Raw genomic sequence first — 18903 nt, forward strand, 5'->3', positions numbered from 1 at the left:
CCCCGATCTTGTAAGGCGTTAAAGAGAGTTCAGGAACGCCAGCAGCGCAGCGCGCTGCTCGGCATTAAAACGTAAAACCTGTTGCCTCGAAGGCTCAGCCTCGCCGCCATGCCACAGTACGGCTTCCAGCAGGTTGCGTGCACGGCCATCGTGCAAAAACTGAGTGTGACCGCTCACCGCCTGGGTCAAGCCAATGCCCCATAGCGGAGGGGTGCGCCAGTCGCGGCCGGTGGCGGCGAACTCGGTGCGATTGTCGGCAAGGCCCGGGCCCATGTCGTGGAGCAAGAGGTCGCTGTAAGGATGAATGACCTGGTTGGCCAGTTCAGGCTCGGCCGCGTTGGCTGAAGTGGTGAACGTCGGCGTATGGCACGATGTGCAACCGGCCTGGTAGAACAGGTTTTTACCGGCCAGTACTTGCGGCGCACCGACATCACGTCGGGCGGGCACGGCCAGGTTGCGGGTATAGAACTCCACCAGGCGCAGAATGTTGTCGCTGACCTCGGGTTCGCCATCCGGGCCATTGCCGTTGGGTGCTTCGAGGCAGGCCGTTTGAGCCTTGGTGCAATCATCGAAGGGTCTCAGGGAGGTCGTGAGGCCCATATCACCAGAAAAGGCGTGAACATTTTGTTGGTTGAGGTTGGGTTGCCCGGCTTTCCAGCCAAAACGGCCTAAAACTGTCTTTTGTTGAGCGTCATCCCATACCCAATTCGGGCGTCCGGTGATGCCGTCGCGGTTTTTGTCCTGAGGGTCGGCATTGGCCAGAATCGCTTCGTTCGGGATGGCTTCGAGCAGCCCCAGGCCAATCATCGGCGGCGCGATGCGCGCCGAGAAACGGGTGTCGGGGTGCATCGGGCCATAACCCAATTGGGTGATTTGCAACATTGGCTTGCGCAACTCGACTTCAGTACCGTCCTTGAAGCTCACAGTGACGGGTTCGTAATCGACCCGCACCTTGCCCTCAGGGGCTACGCCAGGCACGGCCATGTCCTGCAACTGACCACCATATACCGGCTCGGGCACGATGCCGGCTTGCTCGATCAACGTGGCATAAGTGGGGTCGTTGGGGATCGACAGGCGTACCAGCATCGACACCGAGTTTTTGGCGCCGGGAGCGGGAGGGTGGCCACGGCCATCCTTGATATGGCAATTCTGGCAGCCATTGGTATTAAACAGCGGACCAAGGCCGTCACGTGCGGTGGTGGTGGACGGGGCTATGACCCAGGGGCTGCGAAAAAAACTGTTGCCGACGCTGAAATCCAGACGCCGGGTGGGCGAAAGGTTGGCGGAGGGCATGGAAAACGCATTCTGATCGGTTTTGCGCACCGTAGTAGCCCCGCCGGAGCGGGCTTCGCCGGGCTCGGGTTTGGTAAAGCGCGGGGCATCATCACAACCGCCAAGGCTTAGGGCCACCAGCAGCAGGGACAGGCGAAGAGGCAGCAAAGGCATCAAGCGTCCAGATCAGTGAGCAAAATCGAGGGCGCAAAGTTTATCAGGGAAGGTGAATTGAAATAAGAGGGATTAGCGTTTGGTTTGGCTTGTGGCAGCCAAATTCACGAGAACGAGCTTGCTTGCGATGGTGGCCAGTACGGTCTAGAGGTTAAATCGATCATGATTGAAAATGCCAATCAGCTTGACTGACTGGCATTAGGCTTGCCATTAACTCGCATGAGTTAAATCCTACATGACTTCGTAATACAAAAGGTATTTCCCACAGAGTAATCAGAGATAAACGATATGCAGTTTTTCCTTGGAATACTATGCTTTCCAAAAAAACGGAGTAAGTATGAAAACGCTTTTGACAGTGTTTATATTGGTCGCGATTTCTGGTTGTGCAAACGGTCGGCTATTTCCTAAAGGATATAGCCCTGAACTTGCTTATAAGTGCCAGACTGACCCGTACGGTTTTTATTGTCTGCACCCTCCAGCGGTATTTAAAAATTAATGGTGCCGCAAATGGTTGGTCGAGGCGGGGTTGGTGAGTTAAAACTCCCATAAGGTAAACGGTACTCCGTTCGGTAGTATGTTGACCACGGTGAATGTTCTTTTTGGCATGCGACCTGGAGTAAACCCAAACCGAGCCCAACATAGATTTCCTGTGCGTTGATCATATATGACCAAATTCCCATCGTTTTGTATGACCATGCACGCGTTGTACCAGAGCGATTTATCAACGCTGTGAGTGCTTTCAGCAATCCACAAGCGCCTTCTGGACGGATCATAGAGAAAACCACTATTGCTGATGACGAAATGAAGGTGTTCGCGCATTTTTTTGCGCTGCAAAGTTTTGCTGTAAGCCTGATTGCTATCGGCCATCCAGACGATCGTTTCACCCTCTTTAATTACCAGGTTTCCATCGGCTTGTAGTACCAGTCTAAAATGTCCGTTTTCGGACATAAGATATTGCCCTGGCGACATCATTTGATTTGGTGGAAGTAAGGGGGTGCCGCTAGTTTGGAAAGGGGTGTAGTTAATAGCCATGCGTTACTCGTTCAGTAAGTTGTTGGGCTTTAATTGAATCAGGTTTAAATGCAGTGATGGCTATGCATATGTATTGTCTATAGCAATATTGGCGCTTGATTTCAAGTGCATCAAAGTTGTGTCTGTGTGACGAAAGTGCCTTTGCGTAAGGCTTAAGCCCATAGAAAGCGCGTTGCGCATAATATGCAAAAACTAAAAACGCTGATGCTTCGTGCGAGACTGCAGCCATCGATAGTGACTACGCCTACATGATAGAGCGCACAAAAAAGGCGACCCGAAGGTCGCCTCATTTTTCACTGACTCAAACGCGGCAGATCAAAACTCGTGATCGGCGTTGTCCGGGTTCAGATCGCTGATGCCCAGCTTGCCAGCGGCTTGCTCGATAGCACCGGTCTGCTTGACCAGAGCGGCGATGGCATCACGTACCACCTGGTTGCCCGCAGTATTGTCGGCTGCGATCAGTTGGTCGTAGTGTTCGCCCTTGTTGGCACGGTCAACCATGACCTGGATCTTGGCTTCTGTGTCGGCCAGATCGGACTTCAGCGTAGCGTCTGTGGCCGGGTCAATGACCACTACCAACGATGACAGGCTTGGACCGGTCATTTTAGTGCCGTCAGCACGCAGGTATTCGCCCAGGTACACATTACGGATGCCCTTGGCATCGTAGAAGTGCGAGTTGTGGGTGTTGTCGCTGAAGCAATCCTGCTCGTCTTCCGGCGAGTTGGCTTCCAGAGACACTTTCATGCGCTCGCCAGCCAGTTCGCCCAGCGACAGGCTGCCCATGCCGAACAGCATTTTGCGCAGTCCGTTTTGTGCCGGCTCGGCTTCCAGCGTAGCGCGGTAGTTGTCGGCAGAGTTCGGTGCCCAGTTGCCGACCATTTCGTTGAGGTCGTTCACCAGCAGTTGGGTTACGGCTTTCAAGTAAGCGCGACGGCGATCGTTATGGCCGCCGGTTGCGCCTTCACCTTCAAGGTAGTCAGAAGCAGGGCGGTTGCCTGCACCCGGGCCTGTACCGTTGAGGTCCTGGCCCCACAGCAGGAATTCGATGGCGTGGTAGCCGGTAGCCACGTTGGCCTCGGAACCGCCCAGCTCGTTCAGGCTGGCCAGGGTTTCAGGGGTGATTTCGGTCACGTCGACTTTGTCTTCGCCGACCTGGATCTGGGTGTTGGCGATGATGTTGGCGTTAGCGCCAGGGTTACCCAGTGCGCCAGCGTAGTTGGCGTCAACGTAGTCGATCAGGCCTTCGTCCAGCGGCCAGGCGTTAACTTGGCCTTCCCAGTCATCAATGATGGTGTTGCCGAAACGGAATACTTCACTCTGCAGGTAAGGCACTCGGGCTTCAACCCAAGCGGCACGGGCGGCCTTCAGGGTGTCGTCGTTGGGTTTGGCCAGGAACGCATCGATAGCGCTTTGCAGCTTTTTGGCGGTGGTTTCAGCATCGCTGAACACGGCGTGAACAATGTCCGCGTAATGTGCGACGACGGCCTTGGCTGCAGCTTCGTCAACTTTTGCCGCGCTGATGTCAGCGGCAGGGGTCGCGGTGCTGGTTGCAGCTGCTGGCGCAGGAGCTGCGGCGGTTTTTTCCTTGTCCTTGTCGCCACAACCGGCGAGTGAGATAGCAATGGCCAGCAGACTGGCGGTTGCCAGAGGCATACGAATCATGGCGAAAATCCTGCTTCGAGAGGTGGGACAAGCGTGCGGCTGCACGCGAAACTGCCACATAATGCGAAAGATATGCATTTTGTGTAAAGGGTTACTGTTGGAAATATTTCTTATTTACCACAGCTCTGCAGCGGATCTTTCGCGAAAGATGAAACATGGAATTACATAATGACGGTCTTGCGCCGCTTGGCCTGCTTCAGATAAGCGAGCAATTCCCGCGCGCCAAGGGGTTTGCTGTACAGATAGCCTTGGCCTTCATGGCAGCCCTCACCGATGACATAGGCTTCTTGCTCGCTGGTTTCGACGCCTTCGGCAATGACCTGCATGCCGAGGCTTTTACCGAGCTGGATGATGGCACGCACGATGGTTGCATCGTCGCCATCATCAATCAGGTCCTGAACAAAACTCTTATCGATCTTGATTTTGTCCAGTGGCAGGCTTTTGAGGTAGCTCAATGACGAGTAACCGGTGCCGAAATCATCAATCGCGATCAACGCTCCGGAGCGGCGCAGGCTCAGCAGGTGTTGGGCGGCGGTGCTGATGTCTTGCATCAGGCTGGTCTCGGTGACTTCCAGTTCCAGGCTGCGCGCTGGCAAACGGTAGCGCTGCAACAGGTTATTGACCACTCGCGGCAGTTCAACGTGGTGTAACTGCACGGCGGACAGATTGACCGCCATGCGCAGTTCACTGAAGCCCTGATCGTGCCATTCGCGCAGTTGGCGGCAAGCCTGGTCCAGGGCCCATTCGCCGATGGCGATAATGCTGCCGTTTTTCTCGGCCAGCGGAATAAACAGATCGGGCGGGACCATGCCGTGCTCCGGGTGCTGCCAGCGCAACAGGGCTTCGACCCCGACCACGCAGTGGTCGCTGTAGCGGATCTGTGGTTGGTAGACGAGGTAGAGCTGGTTGCAGATCAGGGCTTCGCGCAGGTCTTTTTCCAGCTCGCGCATACGCCGCATTTCGCGGTCTACGCTGGCGATATAAAACTGGTAGCGGCTGCGCGAGTAGCTTTTAGCCAAAGTCATGGTCTGCTCGGCCTTTTGCAGCAGCTGTTCGGTGGTGTCGCCGTCTTCGGGAAACAGCGTTATGCCGATGGTGGCGCGCAAGCGGATGTTTTGTTGATCAAGGGTAAACGGTATCTCCAGATCATCCAGAATGCTTTGGGCCAGCTCGGCAGCTTCGTAGGGCTGCTCAATATGGGCCTGAACCAGAGCGAACTGATCACCACCCAGGCGCGCCAGCGCACCCAGGCTGCCGCTGTGGGCACGCAAACGATCGGTCAGGGCCTGCAACAGCTGGTCGCCGGTTTGATAACCAAACTGCTCGTTGATCCCTTTGAAGTCGTCGAGGCCAACACATAACACCGCGACCCGGCGTTGCAAGCGGCCAGCATCGGTGAGGATCTTGCCCAGTTGACCTTGAAGTTGCTGGCGATTGGGCAGGCCGGTCAAAAAGTCGTACTGAGCCATGCGCAGCAGGGAGCTTTCGGCTTCGTGGCGTAATCGGGTGTTGCGTTCAATCGAGGCCAGCAACTGATTGGAGGTATTGACCCAAACCCCCAGCTCGTTGTGTTCGTGGCCTTTAAACAGAGGGATCACATGCTCGCTGGGGCGATCCGGGTTGATGCTGGTCAGGTGGGCGATGATTTGTGACAGCGGCTTGGTCAGCAGCCAATGGTAGACCAGGTACAACACCAGCCCCATCAGCAGGGCGCGCAACATACCGGATAACAACATGATCACGGCATCGGCCAGGAAGCCTTCGCCGTAAGTGGCGGTGTCGAGGGTAATGCTCAGGTCGCCGTAGTACTCGCTGTAAGGCCCCTGACCCACCAATGGAGTGCTGAAAGTGTGCTCCTTGCCTAAAATTGGGTCGGTCAGCCAGCGGCTTGACGAAGCTTTCAGCTCGCGTGTCTTTTGCGCGAGGTTCGTTTCACTGGGGTGGCCGATAGTTGCCTGGCGCACGGCATCATCCTGGAACAGGCCTTCGATGACCTGCATCGCCATTTCACGGTCCAGGCTATATAGCGCCTGAGTTGAAGGATCGCGAAACATGCCCAGGATGCGCTCAGCATCAATCGCGACGGCTTGTCGGACTTTGTAAGCGTCAAACACAATTTGAGCGCAACTCAGCACCGCCCCGACGACGACTGCTGACAGCAATACGATCCGGAGTAACTTCAGTGACAAGCTGTTCTTGAATTGCCGCTTCAAAACGCTATTCCTTGTTCCTTGCCGATAATGCCTATGGCCTTTCTTTTATGTGGCAATTTTTATTGCAGGTATACAAGCAGCAATCGTGCAACGTTCACGATCGCTACTGTGTCGGTATAGGTATCTCGAACTTGAGGTGCGGAATAAAAAAACCGACGTTCTCATATTAGCTGGCCCGGATTAGTCGGGCGGGTCAATTGGCACTTTTAATCGAGCCAAAAAAAACCCGGCAATGCCGGGTTTTTCCCTGGAGTCAGGCTTAGGCAGTGAAGGCTTTACCTTCGAACTGCTCAGCAACGAACTTCCAGTTAACGAGGTTCCAGAATGCTTCAACATACTTCGGACGCACGTTGCGGTAGTCGATGTAGTAAGCGTGTTCCCAAACGTCGCAGGTCAGCAGCGGGGTGTCGCCGCTGGTCAGCGGGTTACCGGCGCCGATGGTGCTGGCCAAAGCCAGGGAACCGTCAGCTTTCTTCACCAGCCAGCCCCAGCCGGAGCCGAAAGTGCCGATGGAGGTTTTACTGAATTCTTCTTTGAACTTGTCGAACGAGCCGAAGGCTGCGTTGATGGCATCAGCCAGCGCGCCAGTTGGTTCGCCGCCGGCGTTTGGCGCCAGGCAGTTCCAGTAAAAGGTGTGGTTCCAGACCTGAGCGGCGTTGTTGAAGATACCGCCCGAAGAGGTTTTAACGATCTCTTCCAGGGTTTTGCCTTCGAACTCGGTGCCTGGCACCAGGTTGTTCAGGTTCACGACATAGGTGTTGTGGTGCTTGTCGTGGTGAAACTCCAGGGTTTCTTTGGAGATGTGCGGCTGCAGGGCATCGTGTGCGTACGGCAGCGGCGGCAATTCGAAAGCCATGATGATTCTCCTAATCAGGTCAGTTGCGATGAGCGCAAGGCCGATCACGGGCGGCCAAACACGCGCCGATGAGTTTTTACTCTTTGCGGCGCAGGGTCAGGATCATAGCACCGGGGTGACGGCATAACCACGCGACAACTGTGTGGGATAGACGTTTCAGCTCGATTGATAGAAAAAGCCGATCAGTTTTGGCCTGTATGTTCAGTGCTGAATTTGAGCCTGCCAAGTATTTCCAGCGGGGTTAATCTCAGCCCGAAACAATCAATTGCACTGCCACCGCGTACATCATCACCGCCACCAGCAAGTCCAGTATGCGCCAGGTGTTTGGTCGTGCCAGCCATGGCGCAAGGCAAGCGGCGCCCAATGCGAGGGTGAAAAACCACAGCAGCGAAGCACTGGCCGCGCCCACCACATAGGCCCCTGGCACGCTCTGTTGCGCGCCGAGAGAGCCAATCAGCAATACCGTGTCGAGATACACGTGAGGGTTGAGTAGGGTGACGGCCAGCGCACTGAGCATTACGGCCTTTAGCGAGCGGGCAGTCTGGCCAGCGGTATGCTCAAGGCTCGACTTTGAAAACGCGCGGCGCAGCGCCTGAGTGCCGTACCACAGCAAAAACACCGCGCCCCCCCAGCGAGCAACGCTGAGCAACAACGGGTTTTGCGCCAGAATGGTCGCCAGGCCAAACACCCCGGCCGCCACCAGCAAGGCATCGCACACCACGCAAAACGCCGCTACGGGCAGATGGTGCTCACGGCGCAGGCTTTGCGCCAGCACGAAGGCATTTTGGGTGCCGATAGCCATAATCAGGCCGAACGCGACCAACAGGCCATTAAGGTAGCTTTGCCACATAAGAGTTACTCGTCGTACAGCAGGCGGGGTTGCTGCTGGCTATTGTCAGGTGCTTGGCTGTATAAGAAAAACCAATATTGCTGATCGCTCATTAGGAAAACTGATGTTCGACTATAAATTGCTTTCGGCCCTGGCCGCGGTAGTAGAACAGGCTGGCTTTGAACGGGCTGCGCAGGTGCTTGGCCTGTCGCAATCGGCCGTCTCCCAGCGCATAAAATTGCTTGAGGCGCGTATCGGTCTGCCGGTGCTTGTGCGTGCCACGCCACCTAGCCCGACCGAGATTGGCCGGCGCTTGCTCAACCACGTGCAGCAAGTGCGCTTGCTGGAGCGTGACCTGCAAAGTGCAGTGCCGGCGCTGGACGATGAGGGCTTGCCCGAACGGCTGCGGATCGCCTTGAACGCCGACAGCCTGGCCACCTGGTGGGCGCAGGCAGTGGGTGATTTCTGCGCCGAGCAGCACCTGTTGCTGGACCTCGTGGTTGAGGACCAGACCGTTGGCCTCAAACGCATGCGTGCCGGTGAAGTGGCAGCTTGCCTGTGTGCCAGTGAGCGACCGGTTGCCGGAGCCCGCAGCGTGTTGCTGGGGGCCATGCGCTACCGGGCACTGGCGAGCCCTGCTTTTATTGCGCGGCATTTTCCTCAGGGCGTGAGCGCCGCGCAGCTGTCGAAAACACCTGCGCTGGTGTTCGGCCCGGATGATTTCCTGCAACATCGTTATTTGGCTGCCTTGGGCGTTGATGGCGGGTTCGAGCACCACCTGTGCCCGTCTTCCGAAGGTTTTATCCGCTTGACCGAGGCTGGTCTGGGTTGGGGGCTGGTCCCTGAGTTGCAGGTGCGCGAGCAGCTTGAAAGCGGAACGCTGGTAGAGCTTTTGCCAGATAAACCCATCGACGTGCCACTGTACTGGCATCATTGGCGCAATGGCGGAGAACTGCTGAGGCAATTGACCGAACATTTGTCTCGTTCGGCTAGTGCCTTTGGCCTGATAGCCAGCGTTTAAAGAGCAAGCAGCAAGAATTACAGCATTTGGAGTGATTGATGAAGATTCTGGTCACCGGCGCAAGCGGCTTTATTGGCGGACGCTTTGCGCGTTTTGCCTTGGAGCAGGGCTTTGACGTACGGGTCAGCGGGCGACGGGCTGAGGGTGTTGAACACCTGGTGCGGCGCGGGGCTGAATTTATCCCGGGTGATTTGACCGATGGTTTACTGGTGCGTGACTTGTGTGTCGATGTCGACGCTGTGGTGCATTGTGCGGGCCACGTGGGCGCCTGGGGGCGTTATCAGGACTTCCACCGCGACAACGTACTGGTGACCGAAAACGTGGTTGAGGCCTGCTTGAAGCAGCGGGTGCGGCGTCTGGTGTACTTGTCCTCGGCCTCGTTGTACTTCGATGGTCGTTCGCACACGCAATTGACTGAAGAACAGTTGCCCAAGCGCTTCAGTCACCCGTATGCCGCGACCAAAAACCTGGCCGAGCAAAAAGTCTTCGGTGCCCAGGAATTCGGTCTTGAGGTGATTGCCCTGCGTCCACGCTCTGTCACGGGGGCAGGGGACATGAGTATCTTCCCGCGGTTGTTGAAGCTGCAGCGCAAAGGGCGTTTGGCCATCATTGGCAACGGTCTGAACAAGGTCGACTTCACCAGCGTGCAAAATCTCAACGAGGTGCTGATGAGCAGCTTGCTGTGCAGTGGCTCGGCCTTGGGCAGGGCCTACAACATCACCAATGGCACGCCTATTCCGTTGTGGGATGTGGTCAATTATGTGATGCGCCAGATGAACGTACCGCAAGTAACCCGTTATCGCGGCTACGGCCGTGCCTACGCTATGGGCGCGCTGAGCGAGGCCGCCTGTAAGCTGTGGCCCGGTCAACCCGAACCGACGCTCTCGCGTTTGGGGGTGCAGATCATGGACAAAGACTTTACCCTCGACATTAGCCGCGCCCGGCACTACCTCGACTATGACCCAAAAGTCAGTCTGTGGGCCGCGCTTGATGAATTCTGCGGCTGGTGGAAGGCTCAGGAGTCTCCGTACCGCTAACCACTTGCCGCTATTTTTAAAGGTTTTCCATGCGTAACGATGCCCGTGACGATTTTGACAACGTGCCAACCCTGCGTGCTGATGCCCATGACCACGATGAATTGGGGTCAACAGCCGGAGCACGGGAGCGCACCACGGTGTACTCGCGCAACACGCCGGTGATCAAGGTCAAGGGCCCTGCTACCGGGCCATTGTGGACGTTGATCTGTGCCTTGCTGCTGGCTGTTGGTGGGCTGGCTTGGTGGAGTTTTCAGCAAATTTCACTGATGGAGCAGCAGTTGGTGGCGACCCAGGAGAGCTTCGCCCGTATCAGCGAAGAAGCTGCGGGGCGTTTGCAGGCTATTTCCGGCAAAGTGGTGGCCAGCGAATCGACGATCAACAACGGCAGCGAAGCCTTGAAGTTGCAGATCAAGCAGCTCGAAGAGCAGTTGCTTGAGCAGAGCAAGCGTCAGCAAGGCCTGGTGGTCGGGCAGCAGGGCGATCTGGATCAGCGTTTTGAGCAAATCAATGCCGCGATGTTGTTGCAGGTGACGGCCCAGAAAGAAACCCAGACCCGCCTCGAGGCCGAGATCAAAGGCCTTGGCAGCGAGCTGTCGACGCTCAAGGCCAGTGTTGGGCAACAGGCGGTCGACGTGGCGGCCTTGAAAAAACAAGGTAATCCGAGCGCTGCTGTCGAGCGTCTGGAGCAAGACATGATCGTGCTCAAAAGCGAACTGGAAAACCGTCCGGCATCGGCCCAAGGCGCCAATGCCGCCGAGTTCGATGTGTTCCGCGCGCAGATGACACGCAACATCAATACCCTGCAAAGCCAGATTCAGAACTTGCAGAAGCAGATCAGCGCCAGGCCTTGAGTCTGCGTTGACAGTTTTGCCTCTCGATTTAAGCGTGCGCAACATATGTGGGAGCGAGCCCGCTCGCGAAGGTCGAAGTAACCGCGAGGCTCTGGAGACCTTCGCAAGCCTGCTCGCTCCCACAGTTGAGGATTTACTCCCGCGCCTTGTCTTCACGCCCGCGCAGTTCTTGATTGGGCATGGCGATCGCCGCAGCCAGCCCCAGCAGTGAAATCACCGCGCTGATGCTCAGCAGATGGCGGAAGGTCAGCAGCAGTTCAGCCCGCAGGCTGTCCAGCGCCGGGCCTTGTACGGCATTCAGCCCGTCCAGCAATACATTGCCCGAACTGCCTTCCCCCAGCAGTGGCTGACCGCCAACAGGCGCCAGTAGCGAGTCGTGCAGCAATGCCAGCAACAGGGCCGACATCAAGGCCACCCCCATCGCACCGCCCAATGCTCGAAACAGGTTGGTGGTGCTGGTCGCCACACCAATGTCGTGCTGGCGCACCGAGTTCTGCGCCCCCACCAGCGATGTCGGGAACTGCATGCCCGAAGCGATCCCGCTGAACAGCATAAACACGCCACTCAACAGCTCCGCGCTCGGCGGGCTGAAGGCCATGCCTAGAATGGACAGGGGCATCAGCACCGCCCCACTTACAATCATTGGTTTGTAGCGCCCGGTTACCGAGGTCATGCGCCCGGCAAAATAGGCCCCCATCGGCAGGCCTATGGCCAGGGGCAACAGGTGCAGGGCCGCACTGTCGGCACCCGCGCCGGTGATGCTCTGATAGCGCAGCGGCATCAGCACAATCAGCGAAATGGCCTGAAAGCTGGTGAAAAATACCGTGCACCAGCACAGCACCGCATTGCGGTTGGCAAACAGGTGCATCGGCAACAGCGGCTCTAGCGTGCGTCGTTCATGCCAGACAAACAGCCCCAGCGCGATCAACGCAACCGCCAGAAGCCCGGCGACCTGATCGTCGCGCCAGCTCTGACCCTGACCGATAAAGGTAATGCTCAGCAGCAATGAGGTCAGGCCCAGGATCATCAGCATCGTGCCCAGGTAGTCAATAATCGGCTTGCGTTGCGGAACAGGCAGCCCGACCAGAGTGCGATAGGAAATCCACCAGGCAGCCAGGCCCAGCGGCAAATTGATCAAGAACACCCAGCGCCATGACAGGTACTCGGTCATATAGCCGCCCAGTACCGGTCCGGCGACACTGGCCAGCGCATACATGCCGCTGAAGTAGCCCTGATAGCGCCCGCGTTCGCGGGGCGGCACGATGTCGCCGATGATCGCTTGGCTGACCGAAATCATCCCACCCGCGCCTATCCCCTGAATGATCCTGGCCAGAACAAGCTGCTCCATGTTCTGCGCCAGCCCGCAAAACAGCGAGGCCACGGTAAACAGGCCCATGCCAAACAGCATCAGGCGTCTGCGCCCGTACAAGTCGCCGAGTTTGCCGTAGATCGGCACAGCCACGGTCATGGCCACCATATAGCCCGAGATCACCCAGGCCAGTTGGCTGACATCCTTGAACTGGGCGGAAATGGCGGGCATGGAAACAGCGACGATGGTTTGATCCAGCGCCCCCAGGAAAATCGCCAGCATCAGGGCGATCAGAATGCTGCGTATGGCGGGCTTGGTCTGGGGTGGCTGATTCAGACTGGTCACGAAACACCTGTGGGCGGCAAACCTGTGGTGGAATGCCGCTAGTCTACTCGATAGCCTGCTATTCGATAGCCTCGTAAGGGAGCCCTACGTAATTTTCTGCAATGGTCGTGCGACCTGCTTCGGAGTCGACGAAATACGCCAGTTCACTGTCTGTAATGCGTTGGCTGAAGCTGTCGCTGTCGGGAAAGCGATGCAGCATTGAGGTCATCCACCATGAGAATCGCTCGGCTTTCCAGATGCGTCGCAGGCACACCTCGGAGTAGCGTTCCAGCAGGTCGGTGCGCCCCTCGGCGTAGACCTTGAGCAAAATGTTGAACAGCGTGCTGACATCGCTGGCTGCCAGGTTCAAGCCCTTGGCGCCGGTGGGCGGTACAATGTGCGCGGCGTCGCCGACCAGAAACATACGGCCGTACTGCATCGGCTCCACCACAAAGCTGCGTAACGGCGCGATGCTTTTCTCGATGGACGGCCCGGTTACAAGCCGCTCGGCCAGCGCCTTGGGCAGGCGGGTCTTCAACTCGTCCCAAAAGCGCTGATCGGACCAGTCCTCGACCTTTTCTTCGGACGCAACTTGCAGGTAGTAGCGACTGCGCGTGGCCGAGCGCTGGCTGCACAGAGCAAAGCCCCGGTCGTGTTTGGCATACACCAGTTCGTCGTTGACCGGCGGAGTGTCGGCCAGGACGCCGAGCCAGCCAAAGGGGTATACCCGCTCGAAAACCTTCAGCACATCGCTCGGAATAGACTGACGCGCTACGCCGTGAAAACCATCGCAGCCTGCTATGTAGTCGCAGTCCAGACGCCAGCTTTCGCCGTCTTTATCGAACGTGACGTAAGGTGCGTCGGTTTTCATTCCGTGGGGCTGGACATTGCTGGCGCTGTACAGGGTTTGTGCCCCGACTTGCTCGCGTGCAGCCATCAGGTCGCGGGTCACTTCGGTCTGGCCGTAAACCATCACGGTTTTGCCGCCGGTCAGGCCCTTGAGGTCGATATGCACCTGGCGGTCATCCAGCGCCAGCTCAAAGCCATCATGGACCAACCCTTCAGCGTCCATCCGCTGGCTGACGCCGGCCTGTCGCAACAGGTCGACCATGCCTTGTTCCAGCACCCCGGCGCGAATTCGGCCGAGTACGTAGTCGCCGGATTGGCGTTCGATGATGACGTTATCGATCCCGGCGTTATGTAGCAGTTGGCCCAGCAGCAGACCCGAAGGGCCGGCGCCGATAATAGCGACTTGAGTTTTCATTATTGTTCTCTCGCGCAGCCTCGACCCTGTGGGGCGAGATGGTTCTTATAAAGTTGTGCCTGTATTTTTCGCTTGCGAGATAGGCAATAGAAGGTGATAACGACGTCATTACCGGTACTTTTCGATAATCAGTGCGATTATCGGTTTTCTGTAATCTCCAGGCTCAGCGGCAATGAATCCTTCAATCCCGGTGTTCAAACTTTATGGCGAGCAGCAAGACTGGCTCAGCCCCGATTTGCTGCACTGCGAAACCATTTCGCTGCGCAGCCGCGTCCACGACTGGGAAATTCGCCCCCACCGGCATGCCGACTTATGCCAGTTGCTCTATGTGCACAAAGGTCGGGCGCAGGTTGAAGTTGAAGGTCAGCGCCATGTGCTGGAGCAGTCGGCGATTCAGGTGATTCCGCCTTTGTCTGTGCACGGGTTTCAGTTTTCACCGAACGTTGAAGGATTTGTACTGACCCTGGCCGCGCCGCTGGTGGCCCAGTTGCAAGCACAGCTGGGCGGGTCGATCAGCTTGTTGCAACGGGTCGCCAGTTATCCGGCAGGCAAGGATCGCGATTACCTCAATAACCTGTTCAGTGAGCTGCAAAGCGAATATGTCGGCACACAGCCCGCCCGCGAAATGCTCTTGCAGTCGCTGATCAGCGTGCTGTTGGTGTGGGTCGCGCGCCAAGTGATACAGCGCCGCGAAGCACGGCAGTTACCGGCACGCGGGCGCGAGTACCTGAGCCTGTTCAATCAACGGGTCGAGGCATTGTTTCGTGAACAGCCGAATGTTGAGCAACTGGCGCATCAGGTGGGTATTTCAGTGGCGCACCTGAACAGTATCTGTCGCGAGCTGGCGGGGCAGTCGGCGTTGCAGATCATCCATCAGCGGCTGTTATTGGAGGCCAAGCGGCATTTGATATACACGCCGATGACTATCAGCGAAGTGGCTGACAGCTTGGGGTTTGCTGACCCGGCGTACTTTGCGCGGTTTTTTCGGCGCCTGACCGGGACTTCACCCAGTGCATTTCGAACAGGACGGACTGACAGCATCAATCCGCCCTGATGCTCCGGGGCTTCCTTACCTCAGAGCGCTGAACATGGCATTGCAATGCGCGCCAGAGCAACTGGCGGTAACAGCGACTGCTTGCCGGGTTTGCTCGGCGCGATAGCAAGCGCTTGCAAACAAAACAGCGGCAGCAAAAACGATAAAAACGGTCATGCATCTGGTTTTTGTTTTAGTGGTCATGGCATTCACTCCCTTGACTTCACACCCTTGAGGCTAGTTCAGACCTTGGTAGTTGCCATGCCAGTTGTACGAGTGGTCATGCTCGGCTTCATCCCTCAAATGGACTAGTTGAGTAAACTCTGTTGCCGTTCAAACACGAAACCTCTGTAGCAGCTGCCGAAGGAATGAGGCTGCGTTGGCGTGGTGCGGCACTCCGACGAAGTCGTCGTAAATTCAGGCGGTGCGGTGTGTCAGACAAAAAGTGCACTCAGAATTTACGATTGCTTCGCAACCGAACGCAGCCTCGTTCCTTCGGCAGCTGCTACGCAGATTGGTGCATTCGGTTACAAGCCCTTGTCCCACCCGGGCTCGTCGGTAAAGCGTGCGGCCAGAAAGTCGAGCATGCTGCGCAACGTGGCGGGCATGTGTTTGCGTGAGGCGTAGACCGCGTAAATGTTCATCAGACGCGGTTCGGCGTCGGGCAGCAGGCGCACCAGTTCACCGCCTCGCACATACTCCCCGGCCTGATAGCTGGGCAGCAGTGAAACCCCTGCGCCAGCGAGAGTGGCACTCAATAGCGTACTGGCTTCGTTGGCGCTGATATTGCCCTGCACCGGGACGGACGTTTCCTCACCGTGTTGGGTGAAGTGCCACAGGCTCTTGCCGTAATAAGAGTGGGTCAGGCAGTTGTGCTGGCTGAGGTCGTCGACCTGTTGCGGGGCCGGGTGTTCGCGCAGATACACCGGGGATGCGCAGAGCACCGAGCGACAAACGGTCAGCTTGCGGGCGATCAAACTCGGGTCCAGATCGTTACTGGTACGAATCGCCAGGTCGATGCGCTCGTCCACCAGGTTCACCGTGCGGTCGAGCATTTGCAGGTCGATGCTGACCTGCGGGTAAAGCCGAACGTAGTCGGTGACCGCCGCAGCCAGTTGTGCCTGGCCGAACGAAGTACTGACGCTGATGCGCAGCAACCCGCGCGGCGCATCACTGGGTACATCCACGGCCGCTTGCATGTCATCTGCCAACTCCAGCAATTGCCGGCAGCGGGGCAGGGTTTCGTAACCTGCCGCGGTCAGGCTCAGCTTGCGCGTGGTGCGGTGCATCAAGCGTGCGCCCACCCACTCTTCAAACTCGGCCAGATAACGCGACACCACAGGGCGCGACAGGTCCAGGTCGGCTGCCGCTGACTGGCTGCCGAGGTCGACGACGGTGACAAACACCCGCATTGCAATAAGACGATCCATGATCTGCCCGATATCTGAAACAAACTATGTTCAAGCATCGCATTTTTAGTTCTCGATCGTGCAACTAAGCTTTGTCCATTGCCGACCTTGGCCGCTGACTCAGGAATTACCCATGACCGGATTTTCGACCCTTCGCCGTTTCGTCCTTAGCGCTGTTGTACTGGGCTTTGCAGCGCATGCCGCCGCCGCGCCGGGGCCATTGACCCTGGACGTTTACAACCCTGGAGCAGCGGCGATTTTCCCGGTGTCTTCGGTGCTGGTCAGTGGCGACAAGGACGCCATCCTGGTCGACGCCCAATTCGGCAAGAGCCAGGCCGAGCAAGTAGTCGACAAAATTCGCGCCAGCGGCAAGCACCTGACCACCATCTACATCAGTCACGGCGACCCGGATTACTACTTTGGCCTTGAAACTCTGACCCAGGCGTTCCCGGACGCCAAGGTCGTGGCTTCGGCGCCGACGGTAGAACACATCAACCAGACCAAGGATGCCAAGTTGGCGTTCTGGGGCCCGAAAATGGGCGCCGATGTACCGAGTAAGGTGATTGTGCCGCAGGCCCTGCAGGGCAATACCCTGAACCTTGAAGGGCGTGAGCTGGACATCGTCGGCCTGACCGGGCGCCAGCCGGGGCGCACTTTTGTCTGGATTCCATCGCTTAGAGCCGTGGTCGGTGGCGTGGTAGTGGCCGATAACCTGCATGTATGGATGGCCGACACCCAAACGCCGCAATCGCATAAGCAATGGCTGGCGACCCTCAAACGCATCAACAGCCTGCAACCTAAAATCGTGGTGCCGGGCCATTACCTGGGCGAGAGCGATCGTTCGTTGAATGCTGTGCACTTCACCCGCGACTACATCAAGGCGTTTGACGAAGAAACCCTCAAAGCCCGGAACTCGGACGAACTGATTGCAGCAATGAAAAAACGCTACCCGGACCTGGGCGAAGAGTCTTCGCTTGAGCTGAGTGCCAAAGTGGCCAAGGGCGAAATGAAGTGGTGAAACAGCTTACGTGTCCAACGGTAAAACCTACTCACTGGAGAGCATCATGAGCAAAATTGCAATTATCGGGGCGACCGGTCGTGCCGGCAGCCAATTGCTGGAAGAAGCCCTGCGTCGCGGCCACAGCGTTACCGCCATTGCCCGCAACGCCTCCAAATTGGGGGAGCGTGCCGGTGTCGTTACCAAAGACGTCGACATCAACAATGCCCAGGCCCTAAAAGACGCAGTGGCGGGGCATGACGTGGTGCTCAGTGCGGTGCATTTCTCGACTCAGCCCGCTTCGGCAATTATCGAACCGGTGAAAAAAGCCGGGGTTAAACGCCTGCTGTTTGTGGGCGGGGCGGGTTCTCTGCTGTTGCCAGGCGACAGCAGGGTAATCGACAGTCCGGGTTTCCCTGACGAATACCGGGCGGAAGCCTCGGCTGGCTGCGTCTACCCCGACACCCTGCGTACCGAGAAAGACCTGGACTGGAGCTTCCTGTCACCGTCTGCCGAGTTTGTTGAAGGCGAGCGCACGGGTAAATTCCGTTTGGGCACCGATCACCTGCTGATCGGTACTGAAGGTAAAAGCTGGATCACCTTCGCCGACTTCGCCATCGCCATGCTCGATGAAGTCGAACAACCCAAGCATTCCCGCCAGCGGTTTACTGTGGGGTATTGAGTTTTACTTCGGCAGTTAAGGCTCTGTCTGCTGCACCAGCCAGTCCAGCAGTTCTCGCAGCGGTGCCGATGGCTCGCTGCGCGGTGAGCACACCAGCAAGTAGGCGGCGCCGGTCCGCACTTTGAAATCAAAAGGCATGGCCAGTCGGCCAGCTTTCAGGTCATCGCCAATCAGTGACCAGTCGCCTATGGCCACGCCGTTGCCTTGGGCGGCCACGGTCATGGCCAGGTCCAGGGTGTCGAAGTACTGGCTCTTGCGGATAGCCGATACATCTCCCCCAGCCGCATTCAGCCAATTGGTCCAGTCCTGTTGATCACGGCTGGGGTGCAGCAGGGTGTGTTGCGCCAGGTCACTCAGCTGGTTGATGGCGTCGTGGCCATCCAGCAGATGCGGTGCGCAGACCGGGGTCAGTTGTTCGTCGAACAGGTGGCGCCCTACGCGTTTTGGCCCAGGTAGCGGGCTGTAGACCACGGCAGCATCGAAAGCTTCACGACGAAAATCCACGCCGTGCTGCATGCTGCTGGTGAGTTCCACGGGCACGTCCGGGCGCAGCGTTTGCCAGTGCAGCAACTTGGGCAACAGCCAGCGCAACATGCAGGTTGGGGCCTTGATTTGCAGCGGGGTACGGCGAATGCTGGCGTGCTCGATGGCCTCGCCGATCAGGTCAAATGCCTGTTCGATACGCGGATACAGCGCCTGGCCTTGTTCGGTCAGGCTCAGGCCGCGTGCCTGGCGATGGAACAACGCATAGCCCAGATGCTCCTCAAGCCCGGCTATTTGCCGGCTTACCGCCCCCTGGGTGATGTGCAACTGCTCACCGGCACGGGTGAAGTTGCAACATTGGGCCGTGATCAAAAAAGTATGCAGCGCGGGAAGTGGCGGTAGGCGTTTCATCAGTCGTCAGCCATGAATCCAGGACATGGCTAGTATGAGCACGT

Annotated in this window: 16 protein-coding genes; 6 read left to right on the top strand and 10 right to left on the bottom strand. The window is 57.6% G+C overall.

Annotated elements, in window-relative coordinates; translation table 11 throughout:
- Positions 1 to 18: 18 nt before the first annotated feature.
- From V6L79_RS08835 to V6L79_RS08860, 6 genes are all read right to left on the bottom strand, one after another.
- Positions 19 to 1446 carry a di-heme oxidoredictase family protein gene (locus V6L79_RS08835; protein WP_338580093.1) on the bottom strand — a complete coding sequence of 476 codons (1428 nt, stop codon included), beginning with the start codon at positions 1444 to 1446 and terminating at the stop codon, positions 19 to 21.
- Positions 1447 to 1980: 534 nt separating this feature from the next.
- Complete coding sequence (locus tag V6L79_RS08840) at positions 1981 to 2478, bottom strand: hypothetical protein (protein WP_261741223.1); 498 nt, start codon at positions 2476 to 2478, stop codon at positions 1981 to 1983.
- Between the two features lie 315 nt (positions 2479 to 2793).
- Entirely contained in the window at positions 2794 to 4140 is a 1347-nt protein-coding gene (locus V6L79_RS08845) for an imelysin family protein (RefSeq protein WP_261741224.1), read from the bottom strand.
- A gap of 161 nt (positions 4141 to 4301) precedes the next feature.
- Positions 4302 to 6353, bottom strand: a complete 2052-nt coding sequence (locus tag V6L79_RS08850; protein ID WP_338580094.1) for an EAL domain-containing protein — start codon at positions 6351 to 6353, stop codon at positions 4302 to 4304.
- A gap of 259 nt (positions 6354 to 6612) precedes the next feature.
- On the bottom strand, positions 6613 to 7209 hold the full coding sequence (locus V6L79_RS08855) for a superoxide dismutase (protein WP_019827796.1): 597 nt from the start codon (positions 7207 to 7209) through the stop codon (positions 6613 to 6615).
- A 247-nt stretch (positions 7210 to 7456) separates the two neighbouring features.
- Positions 7457 to 8059 carry a LysE/ArgO family amino acid transporter gene (locus V6L79_RS08860; RefSeq protein ID WP_338580095.1) on the bottom strand — a complete coding sequence of 201 codons (603 nt, stop codon included), beginning with the start codon at positions 8057 to 8059 and terminating at the stop codon, positions 7457 to 7459.
- A gap of 103 nt (positions 8060 to 8162) precedes the next feature.
- Between V6L79_RS08860 and V6L79_RS08865 the strand changes: the two genes are divergently transcribed.
- The 3 genes from V6L79_RS08865 to V6L79_RS08875 are packed head-to-tail and all read left to right on the top strand — an operon-like array spanning position 8163 to position 10947.
- Positions 8163 to 9059 (top strand): LysR family transcriptional regulator ArgP, encoded by an 897-nt coding sequence (locus V6L79_RS08865; protein ID WP_261741227.1) that lies wholly within the window; start codon positions 8163 to 8165, stop codon positions 9057 to 9059.
- Between the two features lie 38 nt (positions 9060 to 9097).
- Positions 9098 to 10096: an NAD(P)-dependent oxidoreductase gene (locus tag V6L79_RS08870; protein ID WP_338580096.1), complete on the top strand. Its 999-nt coding sequence runs from the start codon at positions 9098 to 9100 to the stop codon at positions 10094 to 10096.
- A 29-nt stretch (positions 10097 to 10125) separates the two neighbouring features.
- Positions 10126 to 10947 carry an ATPase gene (locus tag V6L79_RS08875; protein ID WP_261741229.1) on the top strand — a complete coding sequence of 274 codons (822 nt, stop codon included), beginning with the start codon at positions 10126 to 10128 and terminating at the stop codon, positions 10945 to 10947.
- 133 nt (positions 10948 to 11080) lie between these two features.
- Here the strand turns inward: V6L79_RS08875 and V6L79_RS08880 are convergent, their stop codons facing one another.
- Both V6L79_RS08880 and pobA read right to left on the bottom strand, forming a co-directional pair.
- Positions 11081 to 12601 carry an MDR family MFS transporter gene (locus tag V6L79_RS08880; RefSeq protein WP_321835938.1) on the bottom strand — a complete coding sequence of 507 codons (1521 nt, stop codon included), beginning with the start codon at positions 12599 to 12601 and terminating at the stop codon, positions 11081 to 11083.
- A gap of 58 nt (positions 12602 to 12659) precedes the next feature.
- Entirely contained in the window at positions 12660 to 13844 is a 1185-nt protein-coding gene (pobA, locus tag V6L79_RS08885) for a 4-hydroxybenzoate 3-monooxygenase (protein ID WP_261741231.1), read from the bottom strand.
- A 172-nt stretch (positions 13845 to 14016) separates the two neighbouring features.
- Between pobA and V6L79_RS08890 the strand changes: the two genes are divergently transcribed.
- The gene (locus tag V6L79_RS08890) at positions 14017 to 14898 is read left to right on the top strand and encodes a helix-turn-helix domain-containing protein (RefSeq protein WP_261741232.1); all 882 of its coding nucleotides are present in this window, start codon (positions 14017 to 14019) and stop codon (positions 14896 to 14898) included.
- A gap of 506 nt (positions 14899 to 15404) precedes the next feature.
- Here V6L79_RS08890 and V6L79_RS08895 read toward each other — a convergent pair.
- Positions 15405 to 16307: a LysR family transcriptional regulator gene (locus tag V6L79_RS08895; protein WP_338580097.1), complete on the bottom strand. Its 903-nt coding sequence runs from the start codon at positions 16305 to 16307 to the stop codon at positions 15405 to 15407.
- 112 nt (positions 16308 to 16419) lie between these two features.
- Here V6L79_RS08895 and V6L79_RS08900 point away from each other — a divergent pair, with 112 nt between their 5' ends.
- Together V6L79_RS08900 and V6L79_RS08905 are read left to right on the top strand one after the other, a co-directional pair.
- Positions 16420 to 17304: an MBL fold metallo-hydrolase gene (locus V6L79_RS08900; RefSeq protein ID WP_261741234.1), complete on the top strand. Its 885-nt coding sequence runs from the start codon at positions 16420 to 16422 to the stop codon at positions 17302 to 17304.
- Positions 17305 to 17350: 46 nt separating this feature from the next.
- Positions 17351 to 17965, top strand: coding sequence for an NAD(P)-dependent oxidoreductase (locus V6L79_RS08905; protein ID WP_338580098.1), 615 nt, complete (start codon positions 17351 to 17353; stop codon positions 17963 to 17965).
- Positions 17966 to 17980: 15 nt separating this feature from the next.
- On the opposite strand, the gene V6L79_RS08910 is transcribed toward V6L79_RS08905, so the two are convergent.
- The gene (locus V6L79_RS08910; protein ID WP_261741236.1) at positions 17981 to 18859 is read right to left on the bottom strand and encodes a LysR substrate-binding domain-containing protein; all 879 of its coding nucleotides are present in this window, start codon (positions 18857 to 18859) and stop codon (positions 17981 to 17983) included.
- Between the last annotated feature and the right edge of the window lie 44 nt (positions 18860 to 18903).

This window comes from Pseudomonas sp. ML2-2023-6 (assembly GCF_037055265.1).
In the GTDB taxonomy this organism is placed as follows: Bacteria; Pseudomonadota; Gammaproteobacteria; order Pseudomonadales; family Pseudomonadaceae; genus Aquipseudomonas; species Aquipseudomonas kulmbachensis.

Bases quoted from the DNA above. Each gene is read 5' to 3' on its own strand.
- V6L79_RS08835 (WP_338580093.1), bottom strand. From the start codon at position 1,446: ATGCCTTTGCTGCCTCTTCGCCTGTCCCTGCTGCTGGTGGCCCTAAGC.
- V6L79_RS08860 (WP_338580095.1), bottom strand. From the start codon at position 8,059: ATGTGGCAAAGCTACCTTAATGGCCTGTTGGTCGCGTTCGGCCTGATT.
- V6L79_RS08875 (WP_261741229.1), top strand. From the start codon at position 10,126: ATGCGTAACGATGCCCGTGACGATTTTGACAACGTGCCAACCCTGCGT.
- V6L79_RS08900 (WP_261741234.1), top strand. From the start codon at position 16,420: ATGACCGGATTTTCGACCCTTCGCCGTTTCGTCCTTAGCGCTGTTGTA.
- V6L79_RS08895 (WP_338580097.1), bottom strand. From the start codon at position 16,307: ATGGATCGTCTTATTGCAATGCGGGTGTTTGTCACCGTCGTCGACCTC.
- V6L79_RS08870 (WP_338580096.1), top strand. From the start codon at position 9,098: ATGAAGATTCTGGTCACCGGCGCAAGCGGCTTTATTGGCGGACGCTTT.
- V6L79_RS08910 (WP_261741236.1), bottom strand. From the start codon at position 18,859: ATGAAACGCCTACCGCCACTTCCCGCGCTGCATACTTTTTTGATCACG.
- V6L79_RS08865 (WP_261741227.1), top strand. From the start codon at position 8,163: ATGTTCGACTATAAATTGCTTTCGGCCCTGGCCGCGGTAGTAGAACAG.
- V6L79_RS08840 (WP_261741223.1), bottom strand. From the start codon at position 2,478: ATGGCTATTAACTACACCCCTTTCCAAACTAGCGGCACCCCCTTACTT.
- V6L79_RS08905 (WP_338580098.1), top strand. From the start codon at position 17,351: ATGAGCAAAATTGCAATTATCGGGGCGACCGGTCGTGCCGGCAGCCAA.
- V6L79_RS08855 (WP_019827796.1), bottom strand. From the start codon at position 7,209: ATGGCTTTCGAATTGCCGCCGCTGCCGTACGCACACGATGCCCTGCAG.
- pobA (WP_261741231.1), bottom strand. From the start codon at position 13,844: ATGAAAACTCAAGTCGCTATTATCGGCGCCGGCCCTTCGGGTCTGCTG.
- V6L79_RS08845 (WP_261741224.1), bottom strand. From the start codon at position 4,140: ATGATTCGTATGCCTCTGGCAACCGCCAGTCTGCTGGCCATTGCTATC.
- V6L79_RS08890 (WP_261741232.1), top strand. From the start codon at position 14,017: ATGAATCCTTCAATCCCGGTGTTCAAACTTTATGGCGAGCAGCAAGAC.